Here is an 11,711-nt window from a genome sequence, read left to right on the forward strand (position 1 = left end):
GCGGGTGTCTCCACAAAGTTAGGCCCCAGCAACACTTAGGGCATCTGACCTTAATGTGGGGGCGTCAGTGCCAAAACGGAACACTAAATCGTTGGCTACTACCAAAGACGCGAAAATATCAAGCAAGTTCCCGGCCAGCGTGAACTCGGCTACGGCTTCGGCAATCTGGCCATCACGGATCATGAAGCCAGAAGCACCCCGGCTGTAATCTCCTGTCAGGCCATTAATGGAGGAGCCCATCATTTCTGTAATGAACAGGCCTTCCTTTATGTCCGCCATCAAGTCGGACGGGCTGAGATGGCCTGCGGCAAAAGCCAGATTGGTGGCAGATGGGCCGGGAGGGCTGGATGCGCCACGGGCCGCACGGCCGTTGCTGGTTAGCCCAAGCTGGCGGGCGCTACGGGTATCCAGCACCCAGCTTTTCAGCGTACCGTTTTCCACCAGAGTAAGGGGTGCTGCCTGCGTACCCTCACCATCAAACGGACGGGAGCGCAGGCCGCGGGGACGGGTGGGGTCATCCGTTACCGTAATGCCATCAGCAAAAATCTTCTGGCCCATTTTGTCTTTCAGGAAAGACGTACCCCGTGCAATGGCCGAGCCATTAATGGCTCCCACAAAATGCCGCAGAAAGCTGTTGGCAATACGGGGATGAAACACCACCGGATACCGGCCTGTACGCGGGCGGGTAGGGTTTAAGCGGGCGACTGCATTTTCGCCTGCCTGTATGCCCAGAGTGGTTGGGTTCGTCAGGTCAGAGAGATAGACAGCGCTGCTATAATCGTAGTCGCGCTGCATGGTCTCACCTTGACCTGCCAGCACGCAGACAGAGGTTGAGTGGCTGGTGCGCGCATACGACCCCAGAAATCCCTGCGATGTTGCAAGAATAACTTCCGTTCGCCCAAAGGAGGCACTGCTGCCCGCGCTGTTGGTCACACCCTTGATGGCCAGAGCAGCATGCTCGCCCTCGGTTGCACGCGCCAGTAGAGCGTTGGCATCTGGTTCAGCCGTGTCTGCCAGATCAAGCGTGTTGGTGGTGTGGGTGCCGGTCAGGCTATGCTCAGCCAGCCCGGCAAACTGGTCATCTGGCAGAACCTGCGCCATGGCAAGCGCTTGTTCAACAAGTCCGTCAAACCGTGCCGTGTCCAGAGTGGTGGTGGACACGATAGCGGATTTCTTGCCGGAAAATACACGCAGGCCGAGGTCTGTGGTCTCAGATCGTTCAAGCTCTTCCGTCACGCCGTTCCGCACACCCGCACCAATAGCTGTGCTGGATACAAAAACAGCATCGGCTGCATCTGCGCCAGCAGAGCGGGCGCGGCGCAGAAGGTCAGAGATTTTATCGAGCGTGTTTTCACTCATGCGACAAGTTTCTCCGTAATATCGCTCAGGGATGGCACATGGCTGATGGGGCCAAGGGCTGCCAGTGTTGGCTGCTGCCGGAAAATGCGCGCTGCAACACGGCAGATATCAGCCTGCGTAACAGCTTCTACACGCGCAACTGTTTCAGCAACCGGCACAATGCGGCCAAAAAGCTGAAGCTGGCGGGCAATCTGTTCACACCGGCTTCCCGTGCTCTCCAGTGACATCAAAAGCGAGGCCTTGAGCTGTGCATGGGCACGGTTCAATTCTTCCTGCCCTACGGACAACTGAACCTTGCGCAGTTCTTCCAGTGTTACAGGCACCAGTTCAGCACATTGTTTTTCGCCTGTGCCTGCATAAATGCCAAACAGCCCGCCATCTAGGAAAGGTGCGTTAAAGGAATAGACGGAATAGACCAGCCCGCGCTTTTCCCGGATTTCCTGAAACAGCCGGGAAGACATGCCCCCACCCAGCAGCATGGAAAGCAGCAGAGCAGCATAATAGTCTGGGTCGTTAAACCCTACGGACGGGAAGCCCATAACCACATGGGCCTGATCCAGGTCTTTCTCCTGACGGAATTCACTTCCTGCATAGAGGGCAGGTGGTGTGGGGATTTGCGGTGTGGTGGGCAGGTCAGCAAAATGTTGCTGCACGCGCTGCACCACATCATCGTGATGCAGGTTGCCCGCAGCGGCCACAACCATGTTGCTGGTGGTGTAATGGGTGCGCATGTAACGCATGAGCGTATCGCGGCTCATGGTTTCAATCAGCGCTTCCGTGCCCAGTGTGGGGCGGCCCATAGGCTGGTTCGGGAAAGCAGCCGCCTGGAAATGGTCAAACACCACATCGTCAGGCGTATCATTGGCCTGCCCGATTTCCTGAAGAATAACGCCGCGCTCACGCTCTATTTCGGCCGGGTCAAAGGTGGAGTGCGTGAGAATATCGCCAATGATATCAACACCCAGGTCCAGATTTTCCTTGAGCAGCTTGACGTAAAAAGCAGTCTGTTCACGCGCGGTGTAGGCGTTGATATGGCCGCCTACATTTTCGATTTCCTCAGCAATCTGAAGCGCTGAACGGCTTTCTGTGCCTTTGAAGGCCATATGTTCCAGAAAATGGGACACACCGTTTTCTTCAGCAGTCTCGTCTCGTGTGCCTGTGGCCACATAGGCCCCGAAGGAGACGGTTTCAACACGCTCCATACGCTCGGTTACAACGGTCAGGCCGGAGGGAAGGCGGGTCAGATTGATGGGGTCGGTCGTCATTCTTGTCCTGAAAGAAAAGGCCGCACAGGGCGGCCTGAAAAAAGAAAAAATAAAGCTTAGTGAGTGTTCGATAAGACTGCGGCGCGTACCGCATCTTTTATGGCGTCTGGCGTGGCAGGTACCGTGCGATATCGTTCCTCACGAGAGAACAGGTCTTCCAGATGCACGGGCAGCGCAGGATGAATGCCTGTTGCCGCCACCATGGCATCCGGGAACTTGGCCGGGTGTGCTGTTGCCATGGCAATCATGGGCACGCCTGCCTCACGGAATTTTCGTCCTGCGGCAATGCCGATAGCGCTGTGCGGGTCTGCCAGATAATTGGAGTTCTGGTGCAGTGCCTTGATTTCGGCTTCCGTCTCGCCATCGTCAAGGGCCAGCCCGGAAAAGACCGTGCGTGCTTTTTCCCACGTCTGTGCGGGCACATCCATGTGACCGGTACTACGGAAGCCGGTCATGATGCGGGCACAGGCTTCTGCATCGCGGTCGAGCAACTCAAACAGCAGCCGCTCAAAGTTTGAGGAGACCTGAATGTCCATGGACGGAGAGAGGCTGGGGATAACCTCTTTCATGGTCATGTCATTGGCATTCAGGAAGCGGGTCAGAATGTCATTGCGGTTGGAGCCAACGCACAGGCGGCGGATAGGCAGCCCCATCTTGCGGGCGGCCCATGCGGCCAGAATATTCCCGAAGTTGCCGGTTGGAACGGCAAAGGAAACCTCACGGTCCGGCGCGCCAAAGTTCAGGGCAGCATACACATAGTAAGGGATTTGGGCGGCAATACGCGCCCAGTTGATGGAGTTGACGGCGGACAGATGCATATCCGTACGGAACGGCATGTCAGCAAAGCAGGCTTTAACCAGATCCTGACAGTCATCAAACGTGCCTTCAACCGCCAGGTTGGTCACGTTGGGTTCCAGCACTGTGGTCATCTGCCGGCGTTGCACTTCTGAAGTACGGCCTTTGGGGTGCAGAATAACAACCGACAGGCGGTCACGGCCACGGCAGGCTTCAATAGCGGCGGACCCGGTATCTCCAGATGTTGCGCCAACAATGGTAACGTGGCTGTTCCGCTCTGCCAGAACATGCTCAAACAACTGGCCCAGCACCTGCATGGCCATGTCTTTGAAGGCCAGTGTGGGGCCGTGGAACAGTTCCTGCACAAACAGGCCATCTTCAACCTGCGTCAGCGGGACAATGGCCGGGTGATCAAAGCCTGTATAGGCCTGTGCGCACAGGCGGCGCAGGGTCGCGCCCTCAATATCACTGCCTACAAAAGGGGCCAGCACGCGGGCGGCAAGTTCCGGGTAAGGGAGGCCGCGCAGGGCTTTCCACTCATCTTTGGAAAAAGAGGGCCATGTTTCCGGCAGATACAGGCCGCCATCTTCGGCCAGACCAGTCAGCAGGACATCGGAAAACGAGAGAGCGGGAGCCTTCCCCCGGGTCGAGATATAGCGCATGTGCGGGTTATACCCTGAATAGAGAGTGGCGCGAAGTGGGCTTGTGCACCGTTTATGGTCAGATGGCCAAGACCAGTCCACGCCGCCCGTGAAAACTACTATGAGAGAGGGAAAGTTGCCGCACCTCAGGGGGCGAGCGGTGCCGGAGGCAGTGTCAGTTTATACACTGTAACCGGCCAGGACACTGTAGGCGCTGCGTGCGTAAACGCTGCCGTATGGTCAAGCTGCGCTGCTGGCACATACAGATGCCCCGCATTATCCAGCCCCGGCGTGGCAGGCCATTGCAGGCGCGGGTCGGTAATCAGGCGGCGGGGGACACGCCCGACCGTGTAACTGAGGATACTGCCCGTTGTAATATCAGACCAGTATAGCGTGCCGTCCGGCGCAATCGTCATGCCGCCCAGAGAAGGCGTTTTAAACCACTGGGTTACACTTTCTTCAAACGCTGCCGCCGTAACGTCAGGGTCCGTGAAAATACTGGTCTCAACGCGTGATAGATAACCACCGGGCGGTTGCACCACAATCCATTTACCATCGGGGCTCACAGCAATCATGCTGGCATCAATGGCCAGCAAGTGCCCTTCAGCCGTTTTAACCGGCCCGGTTGGCGTAACAATGGGGCGCGTTGCCATGAGCGACGGGTGCCGATCAAGGAAGCGGCGTGTGGTGCCGTTTTTCAGGTCAATAACCAGAATGCCCGCCACACCGGAATCTGCCACATAGGCCGTATCATCATGCACGGCCACCCCGGACAGGATGCTCTCTTTGTGTAAAGCCGTACTGTCTACAACAACTGTGCGCACAACTTTGTTCTGCTTAGTATCAATCTGTATGAGTTTGGCAGGAGCGACTGCGGTGGCTTTATGATCCGGCACGCCGCTATCCAGTACCCACAATGTGCCATCTTCCCGCAGGAACATACCGGCAGCGGAAACAATGCGCTGGCTTGCGTCACCATCCAACGCGTTCCAGCTTTCTGACGGATAAGGGCTGAACGTGCCGTCCTGTGCCCGCACGGACAGTTGGGGAGGTGTATTGCCAACCCAGATAGGCGCTTCAAAAATAAATCGGCCATCCGGTAGCGGTACGATGGCATCCCATACCTGTTTGTCTGATTTTATGGCCGGTGTCAGGGCAGATGCAGACAGTTCCGGCACCTTTGGCATGTGCAATGCAAAGGCTGGCTGGGTACCCGCCAGCAGGCAAATGCCCGCAGTTGCAAGGGCAACCCGCAGAGCAGACTGGTGAGGAAATACAGAAGAACGGAAAAGCATAGGGCAGAGGGCCTTATGGCGGAGCGGCGGAAACATGAAGTGTAGTTTCCGCCGCTTTGGAAGTGGAGGCAACCGCATTCTGCGCATGGCGCACGGGTGTGGCGGGCGGGTTGAAACCCAGCCGCCCGGCTTAAGCGCCCGCAGAGCGGCTCAGATAACGGTTGCGAATATGGGCAAGGTAGGCGTCTGCTTTAAGGGGGAAGCCGGTGGCAGTCTGTAAAATTTCTGGCATTGAGGCACTGCTGGCGCGGCTATGCACGTTGGTGCGCAGCCAGTGCATTAGGGGTGAAAAATCGCCCTGCGCAACAGCGGGTGCAATGTCGGGAGACTGTTCGTAGGCGGCCGTACGCAGTTGCGCAGCCGCCATAGCCCCCAGCGCATAACAGGGGAAGTAGCCAAACAGGCCCTCCGGCCAATGGATATCCTGCAAGCAGCCGCGCCGGTCATCCGGTACGTCCAGCCCCAGCAGCGCCTTTATGCCGTCGTTAAAGGCACCGGGCAGGTCTGCCAAAGACAGGTCGCCGCTTACCATTGCTTTTTCCAGCTTATAGCGCACCAGAATATGCGCCGGGTAAGTGACCTCATCAGCGTCTACCCGGATAAAGCCGGGCTGGACATGAATAAGGTGACGATGCAGGTTTTCGGCCTGCCACGCGGGGGTTTGAGATGCTCCAAAAGCCTCGCGCACATGCGGAGTCACCCAGTCCACAAATGCACGGGAGCGACAAACCTGCATTTCCACCATAAGGGACTGGCTTTCATGCAGCGTCATGCCGCCAGCTTTGCCTACGGGCTGTGAGACCCATTCTGCTGGCAACCCCTGCTCATATAAGGCATGGCCGGTTTCATGCAGCACACCCATCATGGCGGGAATAAAATCGTCTTCCACATAACGGGTTGTCAGGCGCACATCATAAGTGGCCCCACCGCAGAAGGGATGCGTGCTGACGTCCAGTCTGCCTCGGCTCATGTCAAAGCCAAGCTGTTGCATGAGTCTTCGCCCCAGAGCTTCCTGCTGCGGGACGGGGAAAGGACCGGTCAGGGGCAGCGCGGGTGGCAAACTGGCCTGTTTTTCCAGCACAGCACTGATCAGGCCGGGTAGGTCTGCTTCCAGCTTGGTGAAAATAGGGTCGATATGGCTTTGGCGGGTGCCGGGGTCGAACGAATCCAGCAGCGCATCATACGGAGAGAGGCCCATGGCCTGCCCTTTGGCGGTTGCGGTCTGGCGCGTCAGGTTCAGCACCTCAGTCAGGTGCGGCAGAAAGCCTGCATAGTCGCTCTGTGCCCGGGCTTCGCGCCATGCCATCTCACTGCGGGTTATGGCCTGTGTCAGCGCTTCAACCAGATCACCCGGAAGGGCCGTGGCATGAGCATGGCTACGGCGCATTTCTGCCAGATTGGCCTTTTGCCATGCTGTCAGGGTGGTGCCTGCTTCTGCATCGGCCAGAAGGTCCGTCATTGCAGGGGCGGTCAGAATATCATGGCGCAGCCCGGCAAGGGTCGCCAAGGTATCGGCCCGCCGGTCAGCAGCGCCGTGCGGCATGATAACTTCCTTGTCCCAGGACAAAATGCCTAAGGCATCATTCAAGGAGGAAAGGCGGGCGAAATGGCGCTCTAGCGTCTGATAGGCTTTGCTCATGCCGCCATCATAATGCAGGACACCAGCCAACGGAATGTGCAGCGCTGGCATAAAAAGCCCTAAAGAGGGATAAATATCGTAGAGGGCTGGGCCATTTGGCATACGGACCTTCCCGACCATGAAACTTAGGACGTGACGATGCAGCAGGTTCCAACAGACTCCGAGCATGCATCGGTTAACGCGGCGCTGGAGTTGCTGGCGCACGGCAATGCGGAACTGGCAGCCGAGCGCTTGACGGCCCTTGTACGAGCCGCACCTGAGAATGCCGAGGCATGGCACGGTCTGGCCTGTGTTGCCCGCGCCAACGGCAGCGCGGACTCCGCCTTAAAGCTTGCCGCCAAGGCCATTACACTCAGCCCACAGGCCCATTTTCATATTACCATGGGGTTGGCGCTCCTTATGCTCGGTCATACGGAACCGGCGCGAGCTGCTGTGAATGTTGCCGTCATGCAAACCCCCCGTGACCCGCGCGCCCATCAGGCTATGGCAGATGTGCTGGAGGCACAGGGGCGGGTGGAGGATGCAGCGCAGGCACTTAAAAACGCACTACGTCTGCGCCCATTGGAAACAGACCGGCATTTGGCGCTTGCCGCCTTTCTGGCGCGGCATGGCCGGGTGGCGGAGGGCATTCGTGCGTCCCAAAAGGCTGTGGCATTGGAGCCGAATAATATTTTTGTGCACAATCAGCACGCGCTCTTGCTGGAGAGAGCCGGGAGAATGCGTGATGCAGCGCCACATTTTGCGCAGGTTGCCGCTGCTCTGCCGAAGAATGCCGCGGCTCTTGCAAACTATGGGGCGGCTCTGTTTGCTCAAGGAGCCTTTGAGGAAGCACAGCAGGTTCTCACCCAATCTGTGCACAAACAGCCAGACGCAACAGAAACACACAGCAATCTGGGGCTGGTGCACATGGCGCTCGGTGCTCTGCCAGAGGCGGTGGAGCATTTGCAGGCTGCCTGCACCCGGTGTCCGGACGATGCTCGGCTGGCTACAAATTACGGCACAGCGTTAGCCGAGAGTGGCCGGACGGCAGAAGCAGAAGCGTTGTTCCGCCGTGCAATGGCTCTTCCCAGTGCGTCAGAGCAGGATAGGGCACGCGCACGCTTTAATCTGGGACCACTTTTGCTGGGTGAGGGACGGTTTGAGGACGGCTGGCGCTATTTTGAGGCGCGCAAAGACCTCTTGCCCCAGGGTCACACGCAAGGGCTACCAGACTGGAAGGGGCAGGCACAAACCACCCCTGTCTTGCTGTATGCTGAACAGGGGTTGGGGGATACACTCCAGTTTTCAAGATACATCACTTATGCCGCGTCACGTGCTCCAGTGCTGCTGGTCGTGCCCTCCGCCGTGCGAGGTTTAATGATGCGCCTTGATTGGGGAGATGCGGTGACCGTATTGCCCGAGGGGGCACATGCGGCAGAGTACGGTGCCACGGCGGCCTGCTCCCTGTTAAGTCTGCCTTATGTTTTGGGCATGGCTGAACCGTTTGCATGGCAACCGCAAGTTGATCTGCCCTGTCTTGCTCCGGCTGTAACAGAGCAGATACGGGTGGGGCTGTGCTGGGCTGGTAATCCTACCTATCGTTTTGACCGCAGGCGCTCTTTGAACCCAGTGTGTCTTGAGCCTCTGGCACGGGTGGAAGGGGTGTCTTTTTACTCATTGCAACAAAACCCGGAAAACCTGCTGCCCTTTGCTTTGGCTCCGCTACCGGAGGGGGATCTGGTGCAGACTGCCAGCATCATACAGGGTTTGGATGCCGTGGTGACGGTTGATACCGGCATGGCGCATCTTGCTGGCCTGTTGGGAAAACCGACATGGCTGCTCAATCGTTTTGGCGGAGACTGGCGGTGGGCCCAGGGGGCTATAATGCATCAGACGACAGGGGAAGAACGCAGCCTCTGGTACCCGAGTGTCAGAGTGGTAACCCAGCCGCAGGCAGGCGAGGGCATGGCCCCATGGCATGAGCCGGTGGCACGGGTTGCGGCCGCTTTACAGGCTTTGGTGCAAAAGCCTGCCTGAAGGCGGTTGCCCCCGCCACGCAGGCCCTTATGATAAGCGGTATGACGCGTTATTCTCCCGAGGGTGCCACCCCTGCCATGGCGCAATGGTTTGCGCTGAAAGCAGAAAATCCAGAAGCCTTGCTGTTTTTCCGCATGGGCGATTTCTACGAACTGTTTTTTGACGATGCCACAGCCGCAGCAGCGGCGCTGGACATCGCCCTGACAGCGCGTGGCAACCATGCCGGGGAGCCCATACCCATGTGTGGTGTGCCGGTAGCTGCGGCCTCAGCCTATCTGGCACGGTTAATCCGGCGTGGGTTCCGTGTTGCCGTGGCAGAACAGACAGAGGCACCACGTAAGGGAAAAGGGGCCAGTAAAGGCCCTCTGGCGCGCGCTGTGGTGCGGGTTATTACTCCCGGCACCCTGACAGAGGACGAATTGCTGGAGCCGGGGCGCTCCAACCTGTTGCTGGCCTTGGTAGAGTCTACGGCTTCCACTGGACGGGGCCGTAAGAGCAAAAATGCTGAAGCCGCACAGCCGGAGGCTCCTCTTGGTGCAGCGTGGATTGATGTGTCCACCGGCCTGTTTGAGACAGCGCACATCACGCAAAAAAATCTGGCTGGACTGCTTGGGCGTCTCGATCCCGCCGAAATTCTTGTGCCGCCGGGTTTTCCATTAGGGGATTTTGAAAGCTGCCGTGCGCCAGATGTGCTGGTGCCCGGTGTAGAGGCCGCCCGCCAACGGTTGGCCTCCGCTTTCAGCGTTGCCAGTGTAGATGCGTTTGGCACATTTTCAGACGAGGAAGCGGTAGCTGCGGCTCTGGCGGTTGAATATGTGCAACGCAGCCAGGCCGGGAAGCTGCCTCGCCTGGCACATCCCAGCCCCCAAACCGATGGTGGTATTCTGGGCATAGACCCAGCTACGCGGGCTAGTCTGGATATTTTGCGGGCGCGTGATGGCGGGATGGAGCATACGCTTTTTTCTGCTGTTAATCGGGCTGTGACCGCTGCCGGTGCGCGCCTTCTGGCAGAATGGCTGGCAGCACCTCTGACCGATACAGGGCGTATTGCAGCACGACAGGAGGGGTGGGTGTGGCTGCGTGATGCCGGAACCTGCCGTGACAGCCTGCGCGATGCGCTGAAGAAAGCGCCCGATATTGCCCGTGCCCTCGGGCGTCTTTCATTGGGACGGGGCCAACCACGAGACCTTGCCAGCATACGGGACGGTCTGGCCGCTGCAAGAGAGGCTGCATCTGCCTTAGGCGGTAGCAAGGCGGACCTTCCACCTTATCTGGACAAGGCTGTAAGCCGTCTTGGTGTGGCAACAGACCTTCAGGCAGAACTGACGCGCGCACTGGCCGAAAACTTGCCTGCCCGACTGGAAGATGGTGGCGTTATTGCCGCCGGTTATGATGGTGAACTGGATGGCTACAGGGGGCTGCGGGATAACTCCCGCCGCATTGTAGCCGGGTTGCAGACAGATTATGCCGCCCGATTCGGTGTGGCCAGTCTGAAGATCAAGCACCACGCCCAGCTTGGCTATGTGATTGAGGTTCCAGTTTCTGCCAGTAGCCGCATGAAAGATCAGGACGGGCTGATGTTCCGTCAGGGTACGGCCAGTAATGCCCGTTTCTCCACGGAAGAACTCTCTGGTCTGGATGCCAAGATTGCGGAAGCCGGTGAACGTGCGGCTGCGCGGGAAAAAGGCTTGTTTACGGCCTTGGCTGAGGCCGTGCTGGCGGAGCAGGATGTGCCCGTTCTGGCCAAGGCACTGGCTGTATTGGATGTCTTGCAGTCCTGCGCGGCCCTTGCTGCGGGTGGTAGCTGGTGCAGACCTGTGGTGACGGATGATGGCGCATTTGACCTGCACGGTTGCCGCCACCCGGTTGTTGAAGCCGCTCTGCCAAAAGGCACACGCTTTACCCCCAACGGCTGTGACCTTTCGCCAAAACGGCGCGTCATGTTGCTGACCGGGCCTAACATGGCGGGGAAATCCACCTTCCTGCGGCAGACCGCTCTCGCCATTATTCTGGCACAGGGTGGTTTTCCTGTGGCGGCGGACAAGGCGCATATTGGAGTGGTGGATCAGCTTTTCTCCCGCGTTGGCGCGTCGGACGATCTGGCGCGGGGTCGCTCCACTTTCATGGTGGAAATGACCGAGACCGCAGCGATTCTCAATCAGGCCGGTCCACGCTCTCTGGTTGTGGTGGATGAAATCGGGCGCGGAACAGCTACATTGGATGGCTTGGCCATTGCGTGGTCTGTTTTGGAAGCCTTGCATTCAACGGTAAGATGCCGTGCAATTTTTGCAACGCACTTCCACGAACTCTCAGGTTTGGTTGATACCCTGCCCAGGCTGTCCCCCCACACAATGGCGGTGCGGGAGTGGCGTGGGCAAATTGTGTTCCTGCACGAAGTTTTGGCCGGTTCAGCTAAAAAAAGCTGGGGTGTGCATGTTGCACGGCTGGCAGGCGTCCCTACGTCAGTTGTAGAGCGGGCAGGGCGTTTGCTGCGGGAGCTGGAAAAAGACCACGCAACAGGCCCCAAACCTCTGCCACTGTTCGACACGCAGAAGACTATACCGCAAGAGGACGAAACTACGTTAAGAAAGCGTCTGGTGGATCTGGACGTGGACGCCCTGACACCTCGTGCAGCACTGGATATGCTCTATGAGCTTCACAAGGAAGCCATGCACGATACCAAGAGCGCTTAGGCGTGCTA

General features: G+C 58.3%; 7 protein-coding genes. 2 read left to right on the forward strand and 5 right to left on the reverse strand.

Features of this window, described 5'->3' with window-relative positions:
- Positions 1-18 precede the first annotated feature (18 nt).
- From Abci_RS08845 to Abci_RS08865, 5 genes are all read right to left on the reverse strand, one after another.
- Entirely contained in the window at positions 19-1,359 is a 1,341-nt protein-coding gene (locus Abci_RS08845) for a TldD/PmbA family protein (protein ID WP_048838797.1), read from the reverse strand.
- Positions 1,356-2,624: a M16 family metallopeptidase gene (locus Abci_RS08850; protein WP_048838798.1), complete on the reverse strand. Its 1,269-nt coding sequence runs from the start codon at positions 2,622-2,624 to the stop codon at positions 1,356-1,358. Before Abci_RS08850 ends, Abci_RS08845 begins: the two co-directional genes overlap by 4 nt.
- Before the next feature lie 56 nt (positions 2,625-2,680).
- Complete coding sequence (gene thrC, locus Abci_RS08855) at positions 2,681-4,081, reverse strand: threonine synthase (protein WP_048838799.1); 1,401 nt, start codon at positions 4,079-4,081, stop codon at positions 2,681-2,683.
- A gap of 125 nt (positions 4,082-4,206) precedes the next feature.
- Positions 4,207-5,355, reverse strand: a complete 1,149-nt coding sequence (locus Abci_RS08860) for an L-dopachrome tautomerase-related protein (protein ID WP_052944809.1) — start codon at positions 5,353-5,355, stop codon at positions 4,207-4,209.
- Positions 5,356-5,485: 130 nt separating this feature from the next.
- Positions 5,486-6,994 carry a carboxypeptidase M32 gene (locus Abci_RS08865; RefSeq protein ID WP_048838869.1) on the reverse strand — a complete coding sequence of 503 codons (1,509 nt, stop codon included), beginning with the start codon at positions 6,992-6,994 and terminating at the stop codon, positions 5,486-5,488.
- Between the two features lie 138 nt (positions 6,995-7,132).
- Between Abci_RS08865 and Abci_RS08870 the strand changes: the two genes are divergently transcribed.
- Positions 7,133-9,010: a tetratricopeptide repeat protein gene (locus Abci_RS08870; RefSeq protein ID WP_048838800.1), complete on the forward strand. Its 1,878-nt coding sequence runs from the start codon at positions 7,133-7,135 to the stop codon at positions 9,008-9,010.
- 41 nt (positions 9,011-9,051) lie between these two features.
- Complete coding sequence (gene mutS / locus Abci_RS08875) at positions 9,052-11,703, forward strand: DNA mismatch repair protein MutS (RefSeq protein WP_048838870.1); 2,652 nt, start codon at positions 9,052-9,054, stop codon at positions 11,701-11,703.
- Positions 11,704-11,711 lie beyond the last annotated feature (8 nt).

Origin of the sequence: Acetobacter cibinongensis (assembly GCF_000963925.1) — a bacterium.
Classification (GTDB): Bacteria; Pseudomonadota; Alphaproteobacteria; order Acetobacterales; family Acetobacteraceae; genus Acetobacter; species Acetobacter cibinongensis.

Excerpts from the sequence above, each read along its gene's own strand:
- Abci_RS08845 (WP_048838797.1), bottom strand. The coding sequence starts at position 1,359 with ATGAGTGAAAACACGCTCGATAAAATCTCTGACCTTCTGCGCCGCGCC.
- Abci_RS08850 (WP_048838798.1), bottom strand. The coding sequence starts at position 2,624 with ATGACGACCGACCCCATCAATCTGACCCGCCTTCCCTCCGGCCTGACC.
- thrC (WP_048838799.1), bottom strand. The coding sequence starts at position 4,081 with ATGCGCTATATCTCGACCCGGGGGAAGGCTCCCGCTCTCTCGTTTTCC.
- Abci_RS08860 (WP_052944809.1), bottom strand. The coding sequence starts at position 5,355 with ATGCTTTTCCGTTCTTCTGTATTTCCTCACCAGTCTGCTCTGCGGGTT.
- Abci_RS08865 (WP_048838869.1), bottom strand. The coding sequence starts at position 6,994 with ATGAGCAAAGCCTATCAGACGCTAGAGCGCCATTTCGCCCGCCTTTCC.
- Abci_RS08870 (WP_048838800.1), top strand. The coding sequence starts at position 7,133 with ATGCAGCAGGTTCCAACAGACTCCGAGCATGCATCGGTTAACGCGGCG.
- mutS (WP_048838870.1), top strand. The coding sequence starts at position 9,052 with ATGACGCGTTATTCTCCCGAGGGTGCCACCCCTGCCATGGCGCAATGG.